21 protein-coding genes are annotated in these 25,453 nt (G+C 48.3%); 13 read left to right on the top strand and 8 right to left on the bottom strand.

Going from position 1 to position 25,453, the window contains the following annotated elements; all coding sequences use genetic code 11:
• Positions 1 to 49: 49 nt before the first annotated feature.
• A complete protein-coding gene (locus BCT27_RS04680) occupies positions 50 to 418 on the bottom strand; it encodes a DNA-binding transcriptional response regulator (protein ID WP_102315865.1) in 369 nt (122 codons plus the stop codon).
• Between the two features lie 263 nt (positions 419 to 681).
• Here BCT27_RS04680 and BCT27_RS04675 point away from each other — a divergent pair, with 263 nt between their 5' ends.
• The 3 genes from BCT27_RS04675 to BCT27_RS04665 all read left to right on the top strand — a co-directional run bounded on the left by BCT27_RS04675 (position 682) and on the right by BCT27_RS04665 (position 2,508).
• Positions 682 to 1,023, top strand: a complete 342-nt coding sequence (locus BCT27_RS04675) for a hypothetical protein (protein ID WP_102315864.1) — start codon at positions 682 to 684, stop codon at positions 1,021 to 1,023.
• A 152-nt stretch (positions 1,024 to 1,175) separates the two neighbouring features.
• Entirely contained in the window at positions 1,176 to 1,451 is a 276-nt protein-coding gene (locus BCT27_RS04670; protein WP_017008721.1) for a VF530 family protein, read from the top strand.
• 124 nt (positions 1,452 to 1,575) lie between these two features.
• On the top strand, positions 1,576 to 2,508 hold the full coding sequence (locus BCT27_RS04665; protein ID WP_102395182.1) for a sterol desaturase family protein: 933 nt from the start codon (positions 1,576 to 1,578) through the stop codon (positions 2,506 to 2,508).
• Between the two features lie 57 nt (positions 2,509 to 2,565).
• Here the strand turns inward: BCT27_RS04665 and BCT27_RS04660 are convergent, their stop codons facing one another.
• Positions 2,566 to 2,958, bottom strand: a complete 393-nt coding sequence (locus BCT27_RS04660) for a RidA family protein (RefSeq protein ID WP_017008719.1) — start codon at positions 2,956 to 2,958, stop codon at positions 2,566 to 2,568.
• A gap of 97 nt (positions 2,959 to 3,055) precedes the next feature.
• Positions 3,056 to 4,540, bottom strand: coding sequence for an N-acyl-D-amino-acid deacylase family protein (locus BCT27_RS04655; RefSeq protein WP_102315862.1), 1,485 nt, complete (start codon positions 4,538 to 4,540; stop codon positions 3,056 to 3,058).
• A gap of 183 nt (positions 4,541 to 4,723) precedes the next feature.
• Here BCT27_RS04655 and BCT27_RS04650 point away from each other — a divergent pair, with 183 nt between their 5' ends.
• The 4 genes from BCT27_RS04650 to BCT27_RS04635 all read left to right on the top strand — a co-directional run bounded on the left by BCT27_RS04650 (position 4,724) and on the right by BCT27_RS04635 (position 11,290).
• Positions 4,724 to 5,986 (top strand): amino acid deaminase, encoded by a 1,263-nt coding sequence (locus BCT27_RS04650; protein ID WP_102395181.1) that lies wholly within the window; start codon positions 4,724 to 4,726, stop codon positions 5,984 to 5,986.
• A 228-nt stretch (positions 5,987 to 6,214) separates the two neighbouring features.
• Positions 6,215 to 7,549 carry a molybdopterin-dependent oxidoreductase gene (locus tag BCT27_RS04645; RefSeq protein WP_102395180.1) on the top strand — a complete coding sequence of 445 codons (1,335 nt, stop codon included), beginning with the start codon at positions 6,215 to 6,217 and terminating at the stop codon, positions 7,547 to 7,549.
• A gap of 14 nt (positions 7,550 to 7,563) precedes the next feature.
• On the top strand, positions 7,564 to 8,220 hold the full coding sequence (locus BCT27_RS04640) for a c-type cytochrome (protein WP_198597515.1): 657 nt from the start codon (positions 7,564 to 7,566) through the stop codon (positions 8,218 to 8,220).
• A gap of 334 nt (positions 8,221 to 8,554) precedes the next feature.
• Positions 8,555 to 11,290: an alkaline phosphatase family protein gene (locus BCT27_RS04635; protein ID WP_102395258.1), complete on the top strand. Its 2,736-nt coding sequence runs from the start codon at positions 8,555 to 8,557 to the stop codon at positions 11,288 to 11,290.
• 117 nt (positions 11,291 to 11,407) lie between these two features.
• On the opposite strand, the gene BCT27_RS04630 is transcribed toward BCT27_RS04635, so the two are convergent.
• Positions 11,408 to 12,952, bottom strand: a complete 1,545-nt coding sequence (locus BCT27_RS04630; protein WP_102395178.1) for a cytochrome-c peroxidase — start codon at positions 12,950 to 12,952, stop codon at positions 11,408 to 11,410.
• Between the two features lie 158 nt (positions 12,953 to 13,110).
• On the opposite strand from BCT27_RS04630, the gene BCT27_RS04625 reads away from it, so the two are divergent.
• The 3 genes from BCT27_RS04625 to BCT27_RS04615 all read left to right on the top strand — a co-directional run bounded on the left by BCT27_RS04625 (position 13,111) and on the right by BCT27_RS04615 (position 16,056).
• Entirely contained in the window at positions 13,111 to 14,664 is a 1,554-nt protein-coding gene (locus tag BCT27_RS04625; RefSeq protein ID WP_102395177.1) for an ATP-binding protein, read from the top strand.
• Positions 14,665 to 15,357, top strand: coding sequence for a response regulator (locus tag BCT27_RS04620; protein WP_102395176.1), 693 nt, complete (start codon positions 14,665 to 14,667; stop codon positions 15,355 to 15,357).
• A gap of 237 nt (positions 15,358 to 15,594) precedes the next feature.
• Complete coding sequence (locus BCT27_RS04615) at positions 15,595 to 16,056, top strand: DUF302 domain-containing protein (RefSeq protein ID WP_017017415.1); 462 nt, start codon at positions 15,595 to 15,597, stop codon at positions 16,054 to 16,056.
• Positions 16,057 to 16,246: 190 nt separating this feature from the next.
• Here BCT27_RS04615 and fusA read toward each other — a convergent pair whose 3' ends face one another.
• Complete coding sequence (gene fusA, locus BCT27_RS04610) at positions 16,247 to 18,331, bottom strand: elongation factor G (RefSeq protein WP_102391247.1); 2,085 nt, start codon at positions 18,329 to 18,331, stop codon at positions 16,247 to 16,249.
• Between the two features lie 407 nt (positions 18,332 to 18,738).
• Here fusA and BCT27_RS04605 point away from each other — a divergent pair, with 407 nt between their 5' ends.
• A complete protein-coding gene (locus tag BCT27_RS04605) occupies positions 18,739 to 19,806 on the top strand; it encodes an acyltransferase (RefSeq protein WP_102395175.1) in 1,068 nt (355 codons plus the stop codon).
• A gap of 103 nt (positions 19,807 to 19,909) precedes the next feature.
• Here the strand turns inward: BCT27_RS04605 and BCT27_RS04600 are convergent, their stop codons facing one another.
• On the bottom strand, positions 19,910 to 20,164 hold the full coding sequence (locus BCT27_RS04600; RefSeq protein WP_017014978.1) for a DUF3081 domain-containing protein: 255 nt from the start codon (positions 20,162 to 20,164) through the stop codon (positions 19,910 to 19,912).
• 301 nt (positions 20,165 to 20,465) lie between these two features.
• On the opposite strand from BCT27_RS04600, the gene BCT27_RS04595 reads away from it, so the two are divergent.
• Positions 20,466 to 21,989, top strand: a complete 1,524-nt coding sequence (locus BCT27_RS04595) for an FMN-binding glutamate synthase family protein (protein ID WP_102395174.1) — start codon at positions 20,466 to 20,468, stop codon at positions 21,987 to 21,989.
• Between the two features lie 94 nt (positions 21,990 to 22,083).
• On the opposite strand, the gene BCT27_RS04590 is transcribed toward BCT27_RS04595, so the two are convergent.
• Positions 22,084 to 22,620, bottom strand: a complete 537-nt coding sequence (locus BCT27_RS04590; RefSeq protein WP_102395173.1) for a DUF924 family protein — start codon at positions 22,618 to 22,620, stop codon at positions 22,084 to 22,086.
• Between the two features lie 203 nt (positions 22,621 to 22,823).
• Positions 22,824 to 23,573 (bottom strand): HAD-IA family hydrolase, encoded by a 750-nt coding sequence (locus BCT27_RS04585; RefSeq protein WP_102395172.1) that lies wholly within the window; start codon positions 23,571 to 23,573, stop codon positions 22,824 to 22,826.
• Between the two features lie 513 nt (positions 23,574 to 24,086).
• Between BCT27_RS04585 and yegD the strand changes: the two genes are divergently transcribed.
• Positions 24,087 to 25,439 (top strand): molecular chaperone, encoded by a 1,353-nt coding sequence (gene yegD, locus BCT27_RS04580; protein ID WP_102315850.1) that lies wholly within the window; start codon positions 24,087 to 24,089, stop codon positions 25,437 to 25,439.
• Positions 25,440 to 25,453 lie beyond the last annotated feature (14 nt).

The raw sequence follows: 25,453 nt of genomic DNA, 5'->3' as shown, positions 1-25,453 counted from the left end.
CGTTCCGTCGCAGGTGTTCAGTCCTTTCTTATCTCGTGCTTTTCACTGTCTATTTCACTTCAGCGGATTCGCTCAACACGCTTTGCGCCGCTTCCCAAAGTGACGTGCGGTCGATGCTGTTAGACAGGCACTTATCGACACCACATTGATATAAAGAAACATCATCAAACTCAGATTCCGGAGGCAGCAAAGCAATCATAGGTGCCATGGTTTGATGACGAAGCACCTTTATATCAGGCAAACACAGTTCTGAGTTCTCCGATGCAATCAGCACCAAATCAAAATGACACTGTTTAAGTGCAATTTCCGCCTGATTCAGATGCAGCACTCTTGTTACTTTACAACCGTGTTGGGCAAACGTGGTTTTAACCCAACCACACAGCGAAGCAACACGTTCGATCATCAGAACTTGGCACATAATTAAACAGGCCTTTATTGATATTGATTCTCATTATACTTAACCGTATGCAAATGTCGCCAGAAAAAAGTGTGCAACAACCTAATAATTCAAAGGTTGCGAATCACAACTGTCGTGAATGCGCAGCGAAGTGCATATTTTGGGATTAGCATCTCAAAAAGAACGAGAAATGAAACGCAAGGCGCTTGCGATAGGAATGCCTAGAAGAGTAGACTCACACTCCGTTTGAGAGTTACCTACAATTAAATCAATAAGAAGTTCGCATGTTTGAAGATTTGCCTAATAAAAAACCACTTTTCATCGTTTCTGCAATCTTGCTGATTGCCATGATCGCGATGACACTTTCCTCTTACACTTATTCGAGCAAAATCTATACTATTCAGATCCAGAAGCAGCATGAAAAAATGCTAAAAGATCCGACAGATGCCAAATTGAGCGACCTTGTTGGGTTGGCTGATGTGTGTGAAGACATTCGTTTTACGAGCACCTTGTCTTTCCATCTTTCTAACGAAGAGACGTTCAGTGTTCAACGCGCGTGTGAAGACATTAAAACGCGCCTTCGCATGACACAGTTCAGCGACCAAACGCTTTCTATGCGTCGTTAATTCTGACCAGAAATTGAAAAAAGGAGCGTTTCGCTCCTTTTTTATTGCCTTGAAAATCACACGTCCCACCCTCTCATCTATCACGTTTTATTGCGCACTGACGCACATTGTGGCAGAGTCGCAGCCGTTTCCAATGATTGATGAGCAGTACTATGCACGCGCAACCTAATAACCCACTTCACGGCGTTAAGCTTGAACAAATCGTTAATGATCTAGCTGACCATTACGGCTGGCAGCAGCTTGGCAAACTGATCGCCATTAACTGCTTTAAAAACGATCCTTCCGTGAAATCGAGCCTGAAATTTTTGCGCCGTACGCCTTGGGCAAAGGAACAAGTTGAAAACCTTTACCTCGACACGTTCTGCACAGGCGATGCAACCCCTGCAGATCCGTGGGCGAACGCAATGGAAAAGATAAATAAGCCCTAACCCGTACGTTTGTCGCTGTATCATTTTTCCGCACTGAATTTGTCGCTTCTCCTACAGTCATGTAGTGTCATCTGTATCCAAGCCGTTTTTATGGATATCAATACAGAATACAGATGGAGGCGACATGGATTCAGGCTTAGAATCACTGACACTGCTTTTTCTCTCCCCGATATTTTTGATCTGCATGATCTTAGAATATCGCGCGCTAAAACGCCGTCACCAAGCTGATTACTCCCTCAAAGAATTGATCTGCAACTTCAGCCTTGCTGGGCTTCATCAAGGTGCGGACGTCATTGCCACCTTGCTACTCATGCCCTTGTTCCTTTGGTTGTTTCAATTCCGCCTGTTTGATATCACCCTGACGCCTGTCACCGTTTTCGCCGTGTTTGTGCTGCAAGACTTCTTCTATTACTGGTTCCACCGCGCGTCACACCATGTTCACTGGCTTTGGGCTTCACACGTGGCACACCACAGTTCTGAGAACATGAATTTCACGACGGCCTTTCGCCAAAGCCTGACCTATCCACTGTCTGGCATGTGGCTGTTTTGGACGCCATTGATGCTGATTGGGTTTGACCCTACGTTCGTGGTGTTGGTTGTCGCACTCAACCTTGGGTTCCAATTCTTTGTTCACACGCGCATTGTCGGCAAGCTTGGCTGGGTTGAGTACATCTTCAATACGCCTTCACATCACCGCGTACATCACGCGAGAAACCCAGAGTATATAGACCGCAATTTTGCGGGCGTGCTGATCATTTGGGACAAGTTTTTTGGCACCTATGTGGAAGAAAGGGACGATATTCACATCGACTATGGCATTCCAAAACCCATCAACAGTTGGAATCCGTTTGTGGCGACGTTCCATCAATGGAAAACGCTCATCACACTGGCTTTTTCCCGCACGCCAACGCCGATGAAGACGCGACTCCAGTATCTCTTTGGTTCACCTGCGTTCAGTGATACAGCAATGTTGGAACTCGATGGCACGCAGGCGCATCTGATGGAGAAAGCAGAGAAAACAGAGAAAACAGAGAAAGAAAAAAGCCATCATTCCTGATGGCCAAGTGGTGTGAGACGTAATGTTGTTATGATTGTTTGGTCAGCAGGTTCTTGTTTAGCGGCGATCTTCTCGATAGCAAGTCACATCGACTTCCACTTTCACATCGACAACCAGATCGGCAACCATGCAAATTCGTGCAGGTGGGTGTTCGCCAAAAAATGACTGAAACACCTTATTGAACGACTGAAAATAGCGCGAATCGGTCAACACTACTTTCACGTGGATCACATCTTCCAATCCGTATCCGGCTTCTTTCATGATATCGACGCAGTTTTGTATCGCTAAGCGAGATTGATCAACAATACCGCCCTCGACAACTTCGCCATCTATCATGGGGGTTTGACCAGATACATACAGAAAACCACCCGCTTCAACCGCACGCGCGAACGGTAAATGTTGCCCACCCGTCCCCTTTCCGCCTTCAACGCCATAGCGCTTAATTGTCATTGTTTTTACTCCCTATAAAATGTGTTCGCACGTATTCCCAAGCAACCTTCACATCCTCGTCGAACGTACCTTAGTGAGCTTGGGGGGAAGAGGCTGTTTACACACAACCTCGCTTTAAAAAACGCCCCGCACGGGTAACATCTTGTGCGGCAGCAGTATTGGGTTCGCACCAGCTTGTTCGCCCATTCACCCAGACCTGTTTAATGCCTTTTGCCGCTTGGACGGGGGAATCAAAGGTCGCCGCTGCATCAACGGTATTTGGGTCAAACAGCACGAGGTCAGCGTAAGCACCTTCTCGGAGAATGCCTCGATCTCGAAGGTTGAATCGCGCCGCTGACATGCCCGTCATTTTATGAACGGCTTCTTCAAGGCTAAAGAGCTGACGCTCTCTGCAGTAGTGCCCAAGCACCTTTGGAAACGCACCCCACAAACGCGGGTGAGGATGTGGATCATTTGGCAACCCATCCGATCCAATCGCGGTAAGCCGATGTTGCAACACGCGCTCAACATCGGCTTCGTCCATACAGTGATAAACCGCACCAGCCGATTGCAGAGCACGAGCCGCGTCATGCAAAGACAAGCCAAGCTCGGCGGCAATGTCTGAAAGCCGCTTATTCGCATGTTCAGGCATGCGTTCCGACCACGTAATCTTAATCTCGAACGCGTCGGTGACTTGCGCCAAATCGAGGGTAGATGAACTCGCAGAATAGGGATAGCAATCGCAGCTGACATCTTGGGTCGCGGAGGTGCGCTCCATCAATGCCAGTACATCATGGGTTCGTCCCCAATTCTTTGCTCCCGCGCATTTCAAATGCGACACAACCACAGGCACATTGCCGTGCTTTCCGGTTTGAAAAGCTTCCTCCATTGCATCAAGAATGCCTTCAAATTCCGTGCGTAAATGGGTGGTGTAAATGCCCTTGTAAGCGGCGAGTTCTTCCATGAGCGCCATCACTTCTGCTGTCGGAGCTTCTTTTGCACTGGCGTAAGCGAGGCCAGAGCTTAACCCAAGCGCACCTTGTGACAACGCTGCGCTGAGCGCTTGTTTCATCGCGGCAACTTCCTCGACAGAAGCCGCACGATACATATCGTCCATCACGTTGTTACGCAGCGTGGTATGCCCCACCAGCGCAGCCACATTCACCGCAGGGGTTGTGCGCTCAACGGCGTCGACGTAATCGGAAAACGCGGGATACACAAAGTCGTCTTGCTGGCCAAGTAAGTTCATTGGATCGGGCGGCGAAGCCGTCAAAACAGCCGGTGACGCGCTGATGCCGCAGTTGCCCACAATCACCGTCGTCACCCCTTGGCTGATTTTGGGTGTGCACGCAGGAAAACGAATGACATGGGTGTCGTCGTGGGTATGCACATCAATAAACCCAGGCGCCAACACCCAGCCATTCCCATCAATAACCTGCTTGGCGTGCTCGGTGCGATTGGCTTGAGGAGCGCCATCAGATTGAACATCGCTTTTGGCTTGAATGACAACGATACGATCTTCCACAATCCCAACATCGGCGTCATAACGTGGTCGTCCTGAACCATCGACAACACAAACATGTTGAATCAAGGTATCCAGCAAGGGGCTTTCCTTTTATTTACGCAGCGTTCGCGTGAACGGCGTGAGGTTCAAACATTGAATAGCAACGCAAAAACCTACCACCCATTGTGTTAATTTTTAATGAGCACAATAAGTAAGATAGATATCACTCGAGATTTCAGATTAATCACGGCAACGGCTAGGAGAAAAGGAATGACTCACCCAATGCGCAACGACGCTATCCCTTATCAAGATACCTATCGAGAAGGTTGGCCTATCGGCACCAAAGGCGTTTGGGTAGAACCGAAAGACAGCGGGCAATACAACTTGCTTGAAGAAGACATTAGCCTACCTGCTGCCGTGATTTCCCAAGCAGCGTTAACCAACAACCTGACGTGGATGCAAACCTTCGCGGATAAAAATGGCGTGAAGCTTTGTCCACACGGTAAAACCTCCATGGCCCCCACCCTTTTCAAGCAACAACTGGCGACTGGTGCATGGGGCATGACCATCGCCACGCCCGCTCAAGCTGAAGTGACAGTGGCGATGGGGGCGAAGAACATCATCATCGCGAATCAATTGGTCGGCAAAGCCAACATGGCATCGATTGCCGCACTACAAAGCGAGAATGTGGTCGATATTTATTGCAGCGTCGACTCTCGTCAGAACGTGGAACAACTATCAGCGTTCTTTTCGGCAAAGAACCAACGCATGAAGGTGTTTGTTGAACTGGGCGTATCAGGTGGGCGCTGCGGCGTTCGCGGCACAGAAGCGGCGGCAGAACTTGCCCGTTACATACATGCACTACCAGGCGTCGCTTTGGCCGGCGTTGAAGTGTATGAAGGCGTGATTCATGGCGATGACATGGAAAATCGCATCCGTGCCTTTATCGAAGACACTGCACAATTTTGCCAGTCACTCAACAACGAGGGCCTAATAGACACGCCTGACACTATTCTCACTGGTGCTGGATCAGCATGGTATGACATCGTTGCGGATGTTTTCTCTCGGTATGCTGACTTGTTGCCCGTGATTCGCCCCGGCTGTTATGTCACGCACGACAGCGGCATTTATCGCGCCGCACAAGAAAAAGTAAACGCGAGAGCCAAACAACGCCAAGGGATTGCTGCACAAATCGAGGGGGACCTGCAAAACGCACTGGAAGTCTGGGCATACGTGATATCTCTTCCCGAAAAAGGCAAAGCGGTGATTGGGTTGGGGAAACGTGATGCCGCCTATGACGCTGGCCTTCCCCTTGCTGAGCGCGGCTTTAGGCAAGGCAAAGCCATTGATGTTAGTGGGCTTGTCGCTACCGCCGTGATGGATCAACACACCTTTATGGACGTGCCCGAACATTCTGACCTTCAAGTCGGCGACATCTTAACGTTCTCGACATCGCACCCCTGTTTGACCTTCGATAAATGGCGTTATATTGCGCTGTCCGATGAAAACTGTGTCGTTCGCGAATGGATGACCACCCAGTTTTAAACAAAATCCCGCACAGAAAAGCGTGTTTTTTATTGACCAAAAAACGCGCTTACCTCTCATATTTCATTGCATAATCATGCATCCATGTCCCGCTACTAAGAATGCCCTGCAAGTCGCCCTAAAACCCAATCAAAGGTGTGCCTATACTTTATCTTCGAATATGTAACCGCTTACATTTTCCGAATGACGATCCAAACAGTTCAGTTGGCCCATTAAGTAGGAGGCACCATGTCGGACAAGAAAGGACATTCTTCAGACACGGACGAGCAACAAACGGAAGGCATCTACGATCTCTATAACAAGCACCCAGAAACCGCAGACGAAACGGTGTTTGGTCGTAAAAGTCATTCTGACAGACGTGGATTTCTAAAAGGAGCAGGCTTGGCGACCATGGCAGCCGTGCTTGGCGGTGCGATTCCTTTTCATCGCAATATGCCAGCAGGCATGGTACCTGCCGCCTTTGCTGAAGGGCTCGATGATGTCACCATTGCAGGGAAAGATGGTCTGATCGTACTTAACGACAGACCATTAAACGCTGAAACGCCCCCTCACCTGCTTAATGATGATGTCACGCCAACGGCACGACATTTCATTCGTAACAACGGTATTCCGCCCACTGCTGTCGATGCTGACACATGGACGCTGACCATTGATGGTTTAGTCGATAAACCCATGACACTCACCATCGAAGACCTCAAGAAGAACTTCGAGGTGGTTGAGCAGCAATTGGTCGTGGAATGTGGCGGTAATGGCCGCGCGTATTTTGAACCGAAAGCCAAAGGCAACCAATGGACCCTAGGTGCTGTTGCGTGTTCCTCTTGGACGGGCGTGCGCTTGGCTGACGTATTGAAAGCAGCCGGCGTGCAAGAAGGCGCGGTGTATACCGCCCACTACAGTGCGGATAAGCACCTTTCGGGCAAGGAAGGCAAACTGCCCATTTCTCGTGGGGTACCGATAGAGAAAGCCTTGGGCGGTGAAAATCTAATTGCCTTCGCACAAAATGGCGAAGCATTGCACGACATGAACGGCGCACCGCTTCGCTTGGTTGTGCCAGGCTGGCCGGGCTCATGTTCACAGAAATGGCTCACAAAAATCACGGTGCGAGACCAAGTGCATGATGGGCCGAAGATGACAGGCAAAGCGTATCGCGTGCCTAACCGACCTGTTGCGCCCGGTGAGAAAGTCGATAAAGACGATTTTGTGATCATCGAAAGAATGCCCGTGAAATCGCTGATCACCTCGCCACAAACGAACAGCGAAGTGGCAGGCAAAGAAGTCTTGGTTCGCGGTCACGCGTGGTCTGGGGATAGAAAAGTTTCCAAGGTTCAGCTTTCGAATGATTTTGGCGCAACGTGGATCGATGCCGATCTTTCTGATCCTGCAAATGACGGTGCATGGCAAACCTTTGAATCGAAAGTCACTTTCCCACAAGCCGGTTATTACGAAGTGTGGGCAAAAGCGACCGACGACCAAGGTGTAAGCCAACCGTTCGCGATTGCATGGAACCCGAAAGGCTACCTCAACAACAGCTTTCACCGTATCGCACTCGTTGTAAAAGGGTAGGTGGAATGGCTTTGATGAAATCAACCACAGCGTCGTTGTTCGGCGCTGCTTTCTTGTTTTCTCCCCTCGTAGCAAACGCGGCAGATGATGCCTTGATTGCTGCAGGGGAACAACAAGCCGCCGTGTGTAAAGCCTGTCATCAGGTAGACCCTAATGGCATTGCGGTTGTGGGCCCTCCCCTTTACGGACTCGCGGATCGAGAAATCGCCGCGTTTTCGGGCTTCAATTACAGCGATGGCCTTTCAGCGAACCGTGTTGAAGGGAAAACATGGGATGCGGAATCCCTTGATGCCTTTTTAACGTCACCCACAGATTTCGCACCAGGCACCAACATGGCGTATCCCGGTGTAAAAGATCCCGGTGCTCGCGCAGCCATCATTGCGTGGCTCGCCACAAAAAATCCGACGCCGCCAAATTGGCAAAGCAGTGATGAAGCGATGCCTGTGAAAGCATTGGGGGAAGGCATTCTCACGCCGGATGAAAACATGGCGCTCGTTGCCTCTACCTGTTCTGTGTGTCATTCGCTACATCTGGTTGTGCAACAAGGGCTCAGTCGCGATAGTTGGGACGAAACCTTGGAATGGATGGTCGATGAACAAGGCATGGATGAACTTGAAGACGAGGAGCATGAACGCGTCCTTGATTATCTCGCCACTTTCTACGGCGAATAATTTACGATAGGTAGCTGGCAGCAATTAACTGTCGTCGATAGCGAAATCTGAGTTTTGTTCTCACTTGTGGGCGGAGCAACTGCGCAAAACTGCACCGCCTCCCTTTATAACAATCTGATATCTTTAGTAAGCTCTATGTCATACTCAATGACAATGTATTAAGCTCATGACGCGCATCCAATCGTTAAAACGCTGTGCAGCGGCAGTCTCTTTCGCGCTGACCCTCTCTCCTTTCTCTGTTTTTGCGAATGCCCAGCCCGATCTCGGCAGTACGCCTGTCGTCGGCACCATCTACAACAGCAGCCAATTGGTGTTCTCTGGGATCTATGAATCCATGAATGTCAGTGCGGCCACCAGCCGTGACATTGCACTGTTTACAGTGGGTGGTGTCACCCTTGATGCGCTGGTATTGACCTTACCTCTCGATGCGAACATAAAAGCCAGGGTCATTGCTCAATTGTCTAATCCGAAATACGCGATTCAGCTCGGGCACTTACTCTATGGCTTTTACGATCGCTACACGGGTGAAGTGGTCAATGAAGATATCTTCAAACAGCATTTACTGGACACGTTCAGCGACGCAGAACTGGCGCAATGGCAGCATTCGCTGTTTTCACTCAAAGAGAAAAAAGTCGAAGCTAAATCCAGCAGTCATGGTCCGAAAACGGAAGAAGAAGCCCTGCTGAATCGCCAATTTATTGCTGCGCTAGTCACGCTGTACGATGCCCTGTTCGGCAAAGACAAACTGCTTTATGGCGATGAACTTCCAGACCAATATCAATATCTCACTGACAGCAAAGCCGACATGGAAACTGTCGCTACAGTCCAGCAAGTGCTGATTAACATGCTGACGAAGTACAGTGAAAGCCTTGAAGAAGGCGACATGAAGGCCGCCATTCTTGGCATCATTGATGACGCCAAGCCAGAAAATCAAACCAAAGAGAACAATCGCGCCCAAGCCATTACCATTAGCTTGGTTGATTTTGTCCGACTCAATGTGTTGAAAGGCTATCGCCAGTACCTGCTTGAAGGCGCAAAAATCGATGCACTTGACCAATGGATGCAAGACGCGTTGGATGATGACCCTGATGCCTTATTCACCTATCTCAGCCATCAAAACACACGCCCTTTTGCTGTTCAAATGACGGTCGATGGTTTGCAACAAGGTCTGATTCAAGGCTTGGTCAGTCAACAACCTTCACCTTTCTTGCAGCAAGTGAAGCGGGATGAACAAAACATCGAAGGCTTCGCACCAAAAGGCGTCGAAGTCACTCAGACTGACCACACGCCAGATAACACCTTCTTATTTGAGATTGCGGAAACACCTTATTCCGACCCTCGCTACTTGCCGTTTTTCAGCAGGCTTTATCAAGAGGGCGCGAAAGGCATTGTGGAATACGGTGTTTCTACCACACCCACCATCAGCGTGCGCAACTTGCCTATCATCAAAACCGGTGCAAACGTGGCGGGTAAAGGTGGTACAGGGATCCCGAACTTCCACTTCGTCGATCGCCAACAAGACCGCGCCTATTACTTTTTTGGCAATGACGCCATTCAACTCGACCCTCTGTTTAACGGTAATGGTGCAAAAACCCAATTTGAAAGGCTCGTCCCTCTCGTCACGCTCAACTGCAACGCCCAATATGATTGGTATGCGCAGTCCAGTTACGATCCTCTGATCAACCTTGGTCTCGGCGAGGCGATCCGTGATTTTGGTGAACAGCGCTGCTTAAAAGATTTGCGTAAGCGCGGCGAGATAGAAGTCTCCCTTCACGCAATGCGCGAAGGCTTAATAAAAGACATTCAGGCCTATCAGAACATCACATGGTGGACACCGCTCACACGCACCACCAAGCGCTTGACCATTAAAGACAATCTGGAAGATTACGCCAAACTCTCCCAAAAAGGACTGCCTGATTTTGTGTTGGCCTATAACCCTTGGGCTGACCATTTCGCTCACTTTACTGGCCCCTTTGCGGATGAAATCCTTGCGCCAACGGGCGAACTCAATCGCTTAGATTTTTGGCTCGGAGAAATGGAAGCGGTGTACCGTAAAGCAGGGGTGTACGACAAGGTACTGTGGGGGATGGCGGGGGATCATGGCTTGTCACCTATCTATCATATTGTCAGCCCAGAAAAAGAAGTGTTTGAAGGCATAGAGTCGGAGTACGACCTGTCTTTGCGTATTCGCAAGATCTCGTCTGACGAAGGTGAAGGCCCCAAAATCACGCATAATTTTGATTATCCCAGCAACAAAGGGATTGATGTAATTGTGGCATCCACGGCGGGCGGCAATTACATGATGGATCTGTTTAACAGTAAGCGCGGGTGGGAAACACAGCCTCTCTATCGCGAATTAACCTTCTGGAAACCCTTGTCCGTAGGGAAAGATGACCCTGCGATAGACATGGTGCACGAAACCGCTTCACGCCTTGGTGACAGTTTGGATTACCTCGCAGTGCGTGAACAAGATTGCAGCCTATCGGCGTGTACTTTGCGCTTAGTGGCAGTAAAAGGTGGCGTTCGCCATGATGAGTTCATTACTCGCCAAGGCGACCGTGCTTTGTATCATGCCAAAAACGGCCAAACACCCGTGCTATTGAATCTGTATGAGAGCAACCCTTACGCAGCAGTGCTGAGCGAATCAGAACAGCAGGAAAAATCGGCATTGCTCGACCAATGTATGAACAAAGCAGACGCCGCCAACCCACAGACTTGGTGTGATGAAAGCACATGGCAACAGCTAACAAGACTGACGCCTCGTCCAGATAGCGTGAATCAGCTATCACACTTGTATGACGAAGACCGCGCAGGCTCCATCAACTTGTTCCCTGCCATGGGTGTGGGCTATAACACCAAAGTGCCGGGCCGTCATGCTGGCGAGCATTTCCACGAGAAAGATGCCTTTATCGGGTTTTGGGGCACACCTGTCACCAATGACAAACGCATACCGACGGCAGTGAATGGTTCGCTTGCACCAACGCTGTATGAATACCTGTCTGGTAAGCCAGTAAAAGTGGGTGAGGACGGTTGGGGATTTCCTTCTCTGTTAGAAAATATCTCGAAATAGATTTTCAAACGACATGAAAAACCGATGTAGGCACGTCTTTTCTAGTCGCACTTACATCGGTTTTTTCTTCATCGTTTGGGAGGGTAACGCTTAAGGTAACGATTCTTTGAGTTTGGTTTACAGCGGCACGCCAAACTCGTCTGTCGCGATAAGCACCTGATCATCCGGGTTGTCATCCACTTCATCAGCAATCCAATCAATCATGCAGGAACGATCAAGCACGCAAGGGTCCGTCAACGCATTCAAGAATGCTTCAAGCTGATCACGTTCATTCCCATTGATGTTGACGTTATCCAGTTGTGACGTGCCATCATCTTGTTCATCTTCCAGTTTTGAAATGGCATCCATCGAGTGCGAACGTGCACTGTTGTAGAGGCTATTGCAGCCACTCACGTTCTCGAACTGTTCTAAATCGCACAGTCGATCATCATTAAAGTAATTATTCACGGTGTTTCGTGGATTGTTGTAGTGACGCAACACCCTATCCAGACTGCCATAAGCCCCTGCATGTCCATAAGGTGCCGTCACTGCAATGTTGAGAAGCGATGGGGTGCGGAAGCGATATCGATCATCAGTATCACCTGAAATTAACTCGCGCCCAAAATCATCATCGTTACCTGAATTTTTCCCCGGCCCAATTTGCGGAAAACCAACGGTGTGATGTAAACCATCACTGAACAGGCTTCCACTGTGGCAATTTACACACCCCGCGCCACCTTGGGCTGTATCAGTGAAAAACAACAACGCCCCTTCAACCTGTTGATCGGTTAAAGCCGTAGTATCACCATCAAGGTAGTTTTGCCAAGGGGAGTTCACAAACACCATCGAACGTTGGTATTCGGCGAGGGCTGTCGCAATATTGTCGTAGGTGATTAGCGTGATTGCATCCGCTGAACTGTTAAACCCCGTTTGGAATGCAGCAAGCCATTGGTTTGTCGCCAACTCCCCCACACCTGCACCATAGTCACCAACACGCGCAGCCAAATGGCCCCGAATGGTGTCATTGCTTGATCCATTTTCGAACGTTGTGTCTTTCATTTCTTCTTCTGATGTCACAGGGAAACGCGCTTGTGCAACCACAAGATTGTCACCTGCATTAGCATCAGCAATGCCAAAACCAGAATCGGGGGTACTGATGGTTGAACCCGCCCCATTCTGCCCTGCCTCTTTCCCTGAGCTCTCAACACGGGAGTCCCAGAACAAACCGGTATCCCAAAGTGCCATGTTAAAAATGGTCGGGCTGTTTCTTGGTACATCTGGCAAATTATCGCCGTCGACACGCCCCTCGCCAAGTACTTGAGGTTGCGTTGCATTAACACCGACGGGAAGGCTGAGCGCATCTGCGCCACCCAACATAGGGTGATGACAACTTGCACAGGCAACATCCAGATCGCCACTCAAACTTTCACTGAAAAACAACTTTCGACCGAGAGTTGCCAACGGATCATTGATATCAGGAATTGTTCGCCCTGCTGTTGGGCTGACCGCCAAATTTAAACGTTCAATAATGGCATTCAGCGCTGTCTGTTCTTCCGTCAAGGTGATGTTGGCATTGTCGCCATCCCCTCCGCCGCCACAGCCCTGTAATCCAATAGACACGCCGACAGATAAGCCGAAAACCAGCATCCATTTGGTATTTTTTTTCTTATCCGTATTGCACATAATTTCCCCGAAACTCGATATGGCGCTTTCTTAGCCTAGGTCGATTTTAAAGATATGTAGCCCGCGAAATGTGAAACAAATGTGCAACTTATCCATTCCGTGTTCGCCGTCAGGTTGAGGAGGATATACTCTTGTAACGACAAACCTCTGGAGTTTTCATGTCACTTTTCATTCGGTTATGGTTCAGTTTCTTAATCACGCTTGGTATGGTGCTGGTACTTTTGTACGGGGCCGTACAGTGGAGTTTTGACAATGGCATGATCCGTTACATTAACCAACGAGAAGCCGCGACATATAAAACACTCACTGACAATCTCGCCAACTTCCATCAATGGAAGGGGGATTTTTCTCAGCTTCGCAGCGAACCATTCTATTGGCGTAAACTGCTTACACTCTCCCAAAGGACAGAAACAGTCACCCAATCACACTTAAGTGAGTGGGAACTCGAAGCATTATTTGAACCACCAAAACCTCATCGACCGCCGCCAAGACGCCCACCGCCTGAGAGAAATGCAGGCCACCCGCCGCCAGAACAGGGCCATCCACCACCCCGGATGGGCGATGATCCGCACAATAGACGCGGAAGTAATCCTAAGAACGGCATGCGTATCAGTTTGCTGGCTGATGATTTAATCCCTGTTATTGGCCCGTATAAGAAAGATTTCGATACCTTGCCGATCAAGGTTGGAAACACCGTTGTGGGCTACATTGCTTGGCCACCCTCTAAGGTGCCCGAAGCATCATATGATATTGCGTTTGTTGAAAGCCAAAAGCATGCGTTCCTGCTTCTCGCCTCCATCGCCCTCATTCTTGGCGCTGTACCCGCATTTTTCTTCTCTCGTGTTTTCACATCACCCATAAACCGCATCGCGGCCACCACCAAACGCCTCGTTAAAGGCGAATACCAAACGCGAACAGCGGTTGAAAGCACCGACGAAATTGGGCAGTTAGCACTGGACATCAATACGTTGGCAACCACGTTAGATGCGAATGAAAAAGCCAGAGGAGAATGGTTTGCCAATACCGCACACGAGCTGCGCACGCCGCTTTCCATCATAAAAGGCGAGTTTGAGGCCATCATCGACGGGATTCGTCCAGCCAATAAAAACACCCTCGCTTCCATTGAAGAGGAAATCGCACACCTTCAAACACTCATCGAAGATCTCTACACGCTGTCGAATGCTGATATCGGTGCATTTCGGTACAACATGACGCTGTGCAATTTCGGCAACTTGGCGGCGGACACCGTGGCACGCTACCGCCCTATTGCCGCGGACAAAGGGATCTCATTGAGCACGTCTTTTTGTTCAACGCCGGTCTATGTCATGGGAGATGAAACCCGATTGCAGCAGCTAATGGAAAACCTTCTAAAGAACAGCGAGAAGTACACCGATGCGCCAGGGGAAATCGTCGTCACCTTAAGGTGCGAAGCATCAAGCGTCATACTGATCATTGATGACACCGCACCTTCTGTTCCCGATGACGCGTTACCGAGATTGTTTGAAAAGCTCTACCGTGTTGAAACTTCGAGAAACAGAAAAACAGGCGGTGCGGGCTTAGGACTCGCCATCGTTAAGAAAATTGTCGACGCGCACAATGGCACGATTGCCGCGCAGCGTTCAAACAAAGGTGGATTACGTGTGACCATGACATTGGAAGTAGCAAGTCCATCCAAAAAAGCTGACGAAACTGCATCGCAAGGGAAGGCGTAAATGCACATATTGATCGTCGAAGATGAACCTAAAATTTCTCAGTTAATCGCCGATTATCTGGTTCAATCAAACTATCAAGTCACGCAACGGTATGACGGCTCGAACGTCATACCATGGGTAGAAGAGAATAACCCTGACCTCATCTTAATGGATCTCATGTTGCCTGTTATAGACGGCCTAACGCTCTGCAAAGAAATCCGCACCTTTTCAAACGTCCCTATCATTATTGTAACGGCTCGCGTGGAAGAAATTGATCGATTGCTTGGATTAGAACTGGGAGCAGACGACTATATCTGTAAGCCTTTTTCTCCAAGAGAAGTGGTGGCCAGAGTCAAAACAGTGCTTAGACGAGTGCAGCCAACGGCGAACAACAACGCTCAAACAAGCGGTGTTCTTGATTCTCCACAAACGGTATTGACCCTCGATGAAACGCGCCACGACGTCTGTTTTCATGACACAAAAATCGCGCTCACCGCCATCGAATTCAATTTACTCCACCTGCTCGCCAGCGAACCCGGCCGGATTTTTTCACGCCAACAACTCATCGATAACATCTATCAAGATCACCGCGTGGTCAGTGAAAGAACCGTCGATAGCCACATCAAGAAGCTCAGAAAAAAGCTTAATGCCGTGACACCAGAAGATGACCCCGTGCAATCGGTTTACAGTGTTGGCTACAAGTTAGTACTGTGACTGTGCATTACAGTGCCCATAGCCAATAACGCGACAAACGTTCCTATCTGCCTATTACCAAGGGCTTTTCAGTGACAGCCTGACTATTTTGCTAGTCTTAAAATAAGGGCATACATCTTGCCCAATTTTTGTGCTGTTTATCAAAAGGTGACTCACCACCGAAGCTTTCGGCAAGGTTTTAACGTCTTGCTCACTCAGCACATGCTATTAATCCGCCACATTTAAAAGGGCTTTGTTATGGGAATAAAACTGAGAATTATCGCACTCGCAGCCACTTTTATCGCGCTGCCGGCCCTTGCTCATCAAGGAATGGTTCAAGTGAAAAGCCAATTTGATGTCCCTGTGACCACTGATCGTTTAATCGCAGCGGCGAAAGTACGTGGCTTAACGGTGATGGCACGCGTCGATCATGGTGAAGGGGCGAAGAAAGCTGGATTATCGCTTAGGCCTACGCAATTGGTAATTTTTGGAAACCCGAAAGTGGGCACGCCAATGATGGTGTGTAACCAAACTGCAGGGATCGATTTACCGCAAAAAGCGTTGATATGGGAAGATGAAGACGGTGATGTTTGGTTAGGGTACAACAACCCTGATTACTTAGTGGAACGCCACCACCTTGCCGAATGTGGCTTGCCAATCGATAAGGTTGAGAAAGCATTGGTTTCACTCGCTAAACAGGCAACTCAAGATTCAAAGTAAAACCAGGATACGCGTCGCAGCCGTAAACACGGATACTGAGTCTGCTTGCTCGGACTCAGTGTGAAAGTGTGAAAGTGTGAAAGTGTGAAAGTGTGAAAACATTATGCTGAAGTTCACTTACAACACACAATAAAAAAGCCCCGCAGGCTTTCGCATGCGGGGCTTTTATTAGCGTGACGAATGTTAAGAATTACTTCTTAGCGTTCGCTGCTTTAACGTCAGCAATAACTTTCTCTGAAACGTTCGCAGGACATGGTGAGTAATGCGCGAATTCCATAGAGAATTGACCACGACCAGAAGTCATAGTACGCAGTGTACCGATGTAACCGAACATTTCTGACAATGGTACGTCCGCTTTAACACGAACACCCGTTACGCCAGCCATTTGGTCTTTGATCATGCCGCGACGACGGTTAAGGTCACCGATTACGTCACCAACGTGGTCATCTGGAGTGAACACGTCTACAGCCATGATAGGCTCTAGAAGTTGAGCACCCGCTTTAGGCATAGATTGACGGAATGCGCCTTTCGCTGCGATTTCAAATGCTACTGCAGATGAATCGACTGCGTGGAATGCACCATCAAGAAGCTCGATTTCAACGTCAAGAACAGGGAAGCCAGCAAGAACACCGGTATCCATCATGCCTTTGAAGCCTTTCTCGATTGCAGGCCAGAATTCTTTAGGAACGTTACCGCCCACTACAGAAGACGTGAACTTAAAGCCTGTACCAACTTCACCTGGTTTCATGATGTAGTCGATCTTACCGAACTGACCAGAACCACCAGACTGTTTCTTGTGCGTGTAGCTGTCTTCAACTGGCTTAGTGATAGTTTCACGGTAAGCAACTTGAGGTTGACCAACAATCAGGTCTACGCCGTAAGTACGCTTCAGGATATCAACTTTGATATCTAGGTGAAGTTCACCCATACCTTTAAGGATGGTTTCGCCAGTTTCTTCGTCAGTTTCAACTTGGAAAGATGGATCTTCTGCAACCATTTTACCGATTGCGATACCCATTTTCTCAGAACCGCCTTTGTCTTTAGGAGCAACTGCGATTGAGATAACTGGGATTGGGAATACCATCGGCTCAAGTGTTACAGAGTTCTTAGGATCACACAGAGTGTGACCAGTTTGAACGTTCTTCATACCAACGATAGCGATGATATCACCAGCTTGAGCGCTAGTTAGTTCGTTACGGTCATCCGCTTGCATCTCAACCATACGGCCAACACGCTCAGTTTTACCGGTGAACGAGTTAAGGATGGTGTCACCCTTGTTCAGTTTACCAGAGTAAATACGTACGAATGTTAGTGCACCAAAGCGGTCATCCATGATTTTGAATGCAAGCGCTTTGAATGATTCGTCAGCAGAAACGATAGCGTGATCGCCAGTTTCTTCGCCGTTCTCATCCATCAGAGGTTGTGGATCAACTTCTGTTGGAGAAGGAAGGTAATCTACAACTGCATCAAGGATAAGTTGCATACCTTTGTTCTTGAACGCTGAACCACAGTAAGCTGGGAAGAAGTCCATTGTGCGAGTACCCTTACGGATACATGCTTTAAGCTGCTCAATAGATGGCTCTTCGCCTTCCATGTATGCTTCCATTAGGTCGTCGTCCTGCTCTACAGCAGTCTCAACTAGCATCTCACGGTATTCTTCTACTTGGTCAAGCATGTCTTCAGGAACATCTTTAACTTCGTAGTTTTCAGGAAGACCAGAGTCATCCCAAACGTATGCTTTACGAGTCAGAAGGTCTACAACACCGCAGAATTCGTCTTCGATACCGATTGGTAGAACCATAACCAGTGGGTTAGCAGCTAGAACGTCTTTAGTTTGCTTAACAACACGGAAGAAGTCAGCACCCATACGGTCTAGTTTGTTAACGAAGATGATACGTGCAACTTCTGATTCGTTCGCGTAGCGCCAGTTAGTTTCTGACTGAGGCTCAACACCACCAGAACCACAGAAAACACCGATACCACCATCAAGTACTTTCAGTGAACGGTAAACTTCTACGGTGAAGTCAACGTGTCCCGGAGTATCGATAACGTTGAAACGGTGGCCATTCCAGAAACAGCTTACTGCTGCAGACTGGATGGTAATACCACGCTCAGCTTCCTGTTCCATAAAGTCGGTAGTAGATTCACCATCGTGAACCTCACCAGTTTTGTGGATTTGACCGGTTAGCTTAAGGATACGCTCGGTAGTAGTGGTTTTACCCGCATCAACGTGCGCGAAAATACCAATGTTTCTGTATTTACTTAGATCTGTCATTGTTCGTCTCTATAAACAATTACTGGCTTATATAAGGGCGGGAATTATAGCAGGCGTTGCCGCGTAAAGAAACATGTAGAACACAGTGAGCTAAGATAAGTGTCAGCCTAGGCATTTCTTGGCACATTTCTGAACAGATGCGAGCCATTTTCTACCCACTTTTTGTTGTAGGTGTCATTCCAACAAGCAGAAATAAGGGTAGAACCGAAAATTGAATCGTGATGATTTATTTTTGCACTAGATAACCTGATGCTTTTTCGCGCAACACAATGTCACTTTCACGACGAAACTCTCACCTTTTCGCAAATTCGAGAAACCCACCTCAGAATCCTAACGGTTTTTCTTTATATTCAACGCACTTCTTAACGCCACGATTTTTTGTGTTACCGCTTTAGCTAGGAGCTTTCATGTCGTCTCCTCGATTATCATCTCTCGAGATGGGCCGCGTTCTCGCCATTTTTGCCGTCGTTGTTATCCATTCGGGTCCATTACGCGGTGAAATGTATAACGAATCCATCAATACACTTTCAGATGTTATCAATCAAATCTGCCGATTTGCCGTGCCCTTTTTCTTTTTGCTCACGGGCTACTTTGTTCAACCCAAACTCACTCAACACCCTAAAAAAACCTTTCTTCACTATGCCAAGCCTCTTTCGCTCATTTGGTTAGCATGGAGTGTCATCTACCTACTACTGCCATTTAGATTTGACGTTGTGATGTCACAAGGTTATCTCGCTGAACGATCTGGCTACTGGGACTTCCTGTTGAAGACACCGCTCAACACCCTCTTTGAAGGTGGGTTGGTGCATCTTTGGTATATACCGGGATTGCTTTGCGCACTTGGGATCATAGCGTTACTCATCAGCAAACGACAAGAAACCTTGATGGTGCCGCTCGCACTTGGGCTTTATGTCTGGGGGTTAGGTGCTGGCAGCTATCAGCCAATCATGGAAGGTGAAACACCTATCTTTAGTCGCAATGGCCCGTTTTTTAGTTTGTTAATGGTGGTCGCTGGCGCGGAAATGCGTCGCAGAGACATACAATTTTCAACGCGAACCGCTTGGACAATGTTGATTGGCGGCATGGGACTTTGCCTTGCGGAAGGTTTTAACCTTGCTCGATTTGATGTTTGGATGGCGAATCACGACTTCTTGATTGGCACACCTATCATGGCTATTGGCTTGTTTGCGTTATTGCTTAATCATCCGAACTGGGGAAACACACCGCTGACGTTCGCCTTGAGTCAACGCGTCTTAGGGGTGTATGTGGCTCACTTTGTTGTGATGCTCATGCTGTTCAATGTGTTTGGCGCTTATTCCATTGAAGGCATTGTCCGCGATGCTTTACTCGCCCCATTAACTCTGCTTCTTTCGTTTGGACTGGTCATCGCACTGGAAACGTCGCGATTCACGCGTTTCTTGGTGAGCATGAACAAACCTAAACCACAAGAACAGAGCAAACACGCCACCGCGTAAAAACAGAAAGCCCTGACGATTCAGGGCTTTTTTTCATCAATACAATCCACCTAAAAAGGAAAGGTTCTATCTGACGTCACTCTGTTTTCTTTGGTTATCTTGTCTATGCACTCAGCAACGCATCAATCTTCTTTAGGAAGCTGTCTCGTTGATGGGCTTGGTCGTATTTCAAGTCATAGGTATTGTGAAAACCGATGTGGAGTTCTACCCCGCTTCCTCGCAGGTAAACGTTGTATCCATCATAGTCTGTCATCGCTTCGATGCCTTCATAGATCTTCCCGAGCTCAGTCTTCTCACCCTTCGCCATGACGATTTCAAACGCTTCCAGCAATCTCGCAGGATTTAAGTCATTTTTCATTGCTTCCTCCGTTGCACAACAAAGCGCGTAATACAGGTTTTTATCTGCTTTCTCTTTAAATACAGATTCTCTTTATTACTGCTTCGCGCACTCAAGCGATCAACACCTTGAATGTCTCGATAAGTTAACCCTATCAACCAACTAGACCGCTCTCTTCGCAAAGACATTTCTCACACGCCGATAACAACGAGCCGATGAGCGACTTTATCGAGCCTTCTTGATCACGAAGAAAGTATAGCCTCGTAGGGGCGGTCTATTGATTCGTGAGCATTCAAAAATACAATAAATAGAAGGAAACAAAATGGACGTTGTTACCAGCTGGGCGACAAAGCTACTCGAGTTCAGCGCTGCACTTTTCGTGTTTCTCATCGGTTGCGCGGTGTTATCTATCATCTATATCTACATTCGTGACGTCACTCAGACGCAACAAGCGATTCGACGAAACTACCCTGTCGTAGGTCGCTTTCGTTACTGGTTCGAACACATGGGGGAGTTTTTCCGCCAGTACTTCTTTGCATTAGACCGTGACGAACTGCCGTTCAACCGAGCGCAACGTAGCTGGGTTTACCGTGCTGCAAAAAACGTGGATAGCACTGTCGCATTCGGTTCGACTCGACCGCTAAACCAACCGGGGGATGTGATATTCCTAAACTGCCCGTTCCCTACGCTTTCAGAAGATGCCGTTCCTGCGAGCGCCGTGACGTTCGGCGAGGGTGTGGCAACAACACCATTTACCACATCAAGTTTCTTTAATATCTCAGGCATGAGCTTTGGGGCGCTCAGTGTACCTGCGGTTCTCTCTTTATCTAAAGGCGCAAAGAAAGCAGGCGTTTGGATGAACACAGGCGAAGGCGGCCTATCGCCTTATCACCTTGAAGGTGGCGCTGACATCATTTTCCAAATTGGTACGGCCAAATACGGTGTTCGTGACGAACAAGGCAACCTTAGCGATGAAAAGCTACAAGCCATTGCCGCTAACGAACAAGTACGCATGTTCGAAATTAAAATGAGCCAAGGAGCAAAACCGGGCAAAGGCGGGATCTTACCTGGGAACAAAGTGAACGCTGAAATCGCCGCTATTCGTGGTATTCCAGAAGGCCAAGATTCAATCAGCCCGAACGGACACACCGAGATCCGCAGCGTGAGCGATTTGCTCGATATGATCGCTCGTGTGCGTAAGGTAACGGGAAAGCCCGTCGGGTTTAAAGCCGTTATCGGTGCTTATGGTTGGCTGGAAACCTTGATGGAAGAAATCCACCAGCGCGGTATCGATTCTGCACCGGATTTCATCACCATCGATTCAGCAGATGGTGGTACTGGAGCAGCACCTCAATCACTCATGGATTTCATGGGCCTGCCCATCAAACGCAGCTTGCCAATGGTCGTGGATATCTTGGAAACCTATGGCTTGAAATCTCGGATTAAAGTGATTGTGTCAGGCAAGTTGATTAACCCAGCGGAAGTGGCATGGGCATTGTGCATTGGTGCTGATTTCATTACTTCTGCGCGTGGTTTTATGTTTTCGTTAGGGTGTATCCAAGCCTTGCAGTGCAATAAAAACACCTGCCCGACTGGCATTACCACGCACGACCCTAAGCTGCAACACGGTTTGGTCGTATCAGACAAAGCCGAGCGCGTTGCACACTATGCGAAAAACTTAATGTATGAAGTCGGCGTTATCGCCCATTCGTGTGGTGTTGCCGAACCTCGACAACTACGCCGTATGCACGCTCAAATGATCAACGATCATGGCTTACCGGATTCATTGGACGTGATTCACCCACGAGTGACACCTAAGCCTGAATTTCAACAGCGAGCCGATTAATCGCTGCGTTGGCCACCAAAAAGAAAAAGAGGCGCATTATGCGCCTCTTTTAAATTGGTCTTGTTGCGATTTATAGAACCGCGCTACGAGACACCTAAAAGCCTGAGCCTGGTTGTTTTAAAAACGCCGTTTCTTCTTCAGTACATTCCCTGCCTAAAATGGCATTACGGTGCGGATAACGGCCAAAGCGATCGATAATTTCTTTGTGCTTAATCTCATATTCATAAGACTGTTTATCTTCAAGGCTATTGAAAAGCTGCATAGCGTCTTTGTGCACTTTCTGGGATTCACTGTGCATGTATGGCATGTACATAAAAGTACGTTCTATTTCACTCAGCTCTCTTTCAATGCCTAGGTTGATTGCTTCTTGCGCCAAAGCCAACGCCAGAGGATCTTGCGCAAATGCTTTTGGTGTATCTCGATATATATTTCGAGAAAACTGATCCAGCACCAGTATTTCTCCCAAGCGACCTTTGGCTGAGCTTCGCCAATCAAATAGCTCTGCACGTGATGCCTGCTCCAGCACTTCACCAAAACGTTGTGCGATCTGTTTATCAAGCTCATCGTTTTTTGAGAACCAGTCTTTCGGCGTTAATTCCTCAAACCAGAACGTCAATACTTTGCGATACATTACGTACCCTCCCTAGTACAAATACTCATTGATTCAAAACACGACCCGAGCAATCGCCATTGTTATGTGTTGTTGTATCGAGTGATTACTCAGTGTGTTGCCCGTTCGCACTATAGGACAAAGAAAAGCACTTAACGAATTCAGGTTAAGTGCTTTTCACCTTTTATGAACAAAGAGGGCAAAATGAACAACAAAAAAGACGTTTATCTCTTCTCATTGACAGATTTTGGCTTGCGCGCGGCATGTCGAGTACGCGATGCACTCAACTTGCTTTTACCACTGTCAAAATACGTTGCGATATCCGAAATGGATGTCACCACGCTGTCTGGCGCAGAAAAACGAATATCGACGCCGTAGTTGTAACCATAATTCACGCACACCACCGGGCACCCAACGGCACGCGCCGCATTTACATCATTCACACTCCCTCCCACCATGAGCAACTGTTCGGGTTTGAGGCCCAGCAACAAAGCCGCTTCCAACAACCCATCAGGGGAAGGTTTAGGTTCTTGCAAGGCATCTCGGCCTAATACTGACGAGAAATGATTGCGGATACCCAACACTGTCAGAATCTCGTTCGCATGAAAGGTAGATTGATTGGTGACCAACACTGTAGGAATTTTCTTTCGTGTGAGTTGGCGAAGCAGCGAATCGACCCCCTCATAGAGTGTGGCTGTTGCATGCTGACGATGCTGATAAGCTTTAAGAAACAGAGCGCTGCCCAAACGAAAAATAGGATCAGGCACAGACCCATCGATTTGGCGCGATAAAATGCGATGGATCAGCTTGTCAGTGCCATCGCCCATCCAATCGCTGACATGCTCTGCATTCAAACAGGGAAGCCCGATGTCTTTGAGCATTTCTTCTGCGGCATAACGAATATCTGCCGCAGTATCCACTAACGTACCGTCCAACTCAAAACATACCGCTTTGACACCATCAACTGACAACATTGTCTCTCCAACTTGCGTTTACAAGGTCACAGACCCACGCATATCTAGGGTTAATTAGGGGGATTTGCACCAGCCAGTAATCAGAGAGCGGTTGATCAAGAATGCGTTTCTAGACTGATAAACGACGGCGGTTAATTGCAAAATCGAAGGCAGCAATCGGAGAGGAACCTGTCGCTATTCAAATTTAGCAGAGTACGGATAAAAGCAAATTCCCGGACATTACAGCACGTCTTTTATCTCATTGATCTTTGCCGTTCGCCCGCTGCCATTCGGTAAATTACATCGACATTTCAAACCATTAAAAACTTGAAAAAAGTTTTCTTAAGCAAAAATTGAACACAAAAAAACGAGCAAGAATGTGATTCACATCATTCAATCGCAGACCAACGGCCCATCCCCCTCACGTCACCCATTTGAACGCATACACTGAAAAATACATGCACTGTTTATCGCCTTGTCTTGTCGACGTAATCGCGTAAACTGTCCGACCTTTTTGACGCTGGAGAGTTTTTGATGTTTATCGGTTTTGATTACGGAACGGCTAACTGTTCTGTCGCCGTGATAGAAAACGAAGCGCCACGCTTATTGCCCCTTGAAGGCGATAGCCCTTTCATTCCATCGACGCTTTGTGCGCCCACGCGTGAGGCGGTCAGTGAGTATCTGTGGCGTCATTTCGACATTAAACCGACTGACACCACGGGCGAGCAATTACTGCGTCGCGCCGTCGCGTTTAACCGAGAAGAAGGCATCGATGTAGAGCCTGGCGATTTACGCTTTGGTCGCTCTGCATTAGAAACCTACCTAGAAGATCCTGAAGAGGTGTATTACGTAAAGTCACCGAAGTCTTTTCTTGGTGCAACGGGTTTACGTGATGTGCAAGTGAGCTTCTTCGAAGATCTTGTGTGCGCCATGATGGCAAACATCAAGCAACAAGCCGAAGCAAGCCTACAACAAGACATCGAACGTGCTGTTATTGGTCGCCCTGTGAACTTCCAAGGCATAGGCGGCGAACGTGCAAACCAACAAGCAGAATCGATTCTTACTGCAGCGGCAAAACGCGCAGGCTTTAAAGACACGGTGTTCCAGTTCGAACCTGTTGCCGCTGGTTTGGAATACGAAAGTGCATTGACCGAAGACAAAACCGTGCTTGTGGTCGACATTGGTGGCGGTACGACTGACTGCAGCTTAATCCAGATGGGCCCTAGCTGGCGCGGATTGGAAGATCGTCGTGCATCGTTGCTCGCGCACTCAGGATGCCGAATTGGTGGTAATGATCTCGATATCCATCTTGCCTTTGAGCAATTGATGCCACTGTTTGGTAAAGACAGCACGTTGCAACGCGGCATTGCCATGCCCGTTACACAGTTTTGGAACCCGATTGCGATCAACAACGTCGCAGCACAATCGGATTTCTACACATCAGCCAACCGCCGAGTGTTAGAACAATTGATCCGAGACGCAAGCGAACCTGAGAAAATTAGGCGCTTACTCAAAGTGCAGCAAGAAACCTTAGGGTATCAAATTGTTCGTTGCGCAGAAGAAGCCAAAATTGCGCTCTCTGAGCAAACCAGCACCCAACATTTGCTGCCACTAAGCAACGAAGCGCTGACGATTTCGATTCAATCTGACCAATTGGCAGAGGCGATCAGCAACCCAGTGATGCGTATCGCTGAGCTAGTGCAAGATGCCATTGCGCAAGCTGATGCTAAACCGGATGCGATCTTCATGACAGGCGGTAGTGCGCGCTCCCCGATTCTTCGTGCCTTGTTGGAAAACACCCTTCCCGGTGTACCGATTGTGGCGGGAGACTATTTTGGCTCTGTCACGTCAGGTTTGGCACGTTATGCGGCGCACTGCTTTCGCTAATAGCCACTAATCAG

The sequence above is a fragment of the Enterovibrio norvegicus genome (assembly GCF_002876705.1).
GTDB lineage: Bacteria > Pseudomonadota > Gammaproteobacteria > Enterobacterales > Vibrionaceae > Enterovibrio > Enterovibrio norvegicus_B.
The sequence above is the reverse complement of the archived record's forward strand: the minus strand, read 5'-3'. Positions and strand labels throughout refer to the sequence as shown.

Bases quoted from the DNA above. Each gene is read 5' to 3' on its own strand.
- BCT27_RS04665 (WP_102395182.1), top strand. From the start codon at position 1,576: ATGGATTCAGGCTTAGAATCACTGACACTGCTTTTTCTCTCCCCGATA.
- BCT27_RS04670 (WP_017008721.1), top strand. From the start codon at position 1,176: ATGCACGCGCAACCTAATAACCCACTTCACGGCGTTAAGCTTGAACAA.
- BCT27_RS04590 (WP_102395173.1), bottom strand. From the start codon at position 22,620: ATGTATCGCAAAGTATTGACGTTCTGGTTTGAGGAATTAACGCCGAAA.
- BCT27_RS04630 (WP_102395178.1), bottom strand. From the start codon at position 12,952: ATGTGCAATACGGATAAGAAAAAAAATACCAAATGGATGCTGGTTTTC.
- BCT27_RS04625 (WP_102395177.1), top strand. From the start codon at position 13,111: ATGTCACTTTTCATTCGGTTATGGTTCAGTTTCTTAATCACGCTTGGT.
- BCT27_RS04600 (WP_017014978.1), bottom strand. From the start codon at position 20,164: ATGAAAAATGACTTAAATCCTGCGAGATTGCTGGAAGCGTTTGAAATC.
- BCT27_RS04595 (WP_102395174.1), top strand. From the start codon at position 20,466: ATGGACGTTGTTACCAGCTGGGCGACAAAGCTACTCGAGTTCAGCGCT.
- BCT27_RS04650 (WP_102395181.1), top strand. From the start codon at position 4,724: ATGCGCAACGACGCTATCCCTTATCAAGATACCTATCGAGAAGGTTGG.
- BCT27_RS04615 (WP_017017415.1), top strand. From the start codon at position 15,595: ATGGGAATAAAACTGAGAATTATCGCACTCGCAGCCACTTTTATCGCG.
- BCT27_RS04605 (WP_102395175.1), top strand. From the start codon at position 18,739: ATGTCGTCTCCTCGATTATCATCTCTCGAGATGGGCCGCGTTCTCGCC.
- yegD (WP_102315850.1), top strand. From the start codon at position 24,087: ATGTTTATCGGTTTTGATTACGGAACGGCTAACTGTTCTGTCGCCGTG.
- BCT27_RS04585 (WP_102395172.1), bottom strand. From the start codon at position 23,573: ATGTTGTCAGTTGATGGTGTCAAAGCGGTATGTTTTGAGTTGGACGGT.
- BCT27_RS04645 (WP_102395180.1), top strand. From the start codon at position 6,215: ATGTCGGACAAGAAAGGACATTCTTCAGACACGGACGAGCAACAAACG.
- BCT27_RS04620 (WP_102395176.1), top strand. From the start codon at position 14,665: ATGCACATATTGATCGTCGAAGATGAACCTAAAATTTCTCAGTTAATC.
- BCT27_RS04640 (WP_198597515.1), top strand. From the start codon at position 7,564: ATGAAATCAACCACAGCGTCGTTGTTCGGCGCTGCTTTCTTGTTTTCT.
- BCT27_RS04680 (WP_102315865.1), bottom strand. From the start codon at position 418: ATGTGCCAAGTTCTGATGATCGAACGTGTTGCTTCGCTGTGTGGTTGG.
- BCT27_RS04660 (WP_017008719.1), bottom strand. From the start codon at position 2,958: ATGACAATTAAGCGCTATGGCGTTGAAGGCGGAAAGGGGACGGGTGGG.
- BCT27_RS04635 (WP_102395258.1), top strand. From the start codon at position 8,555: ATGAATGTCAGTGCGGCCACCAGCCGTGACATTGCACTGTTTACAGTG.
- BCT27_RS04675 (WP_102315864.1), top strand. From the start codon at position 682: ATGTTTGAAGATTTGCCTAATAAAAAACCACTTTTCATCGTTTCTGCA.
- fusA (WP_102391247.1), bottom strand. From the start codon at position 18,331: ATGACAGATCTAAGTAAATACAGAAACATTGGTATTTTCGCGCACGTT.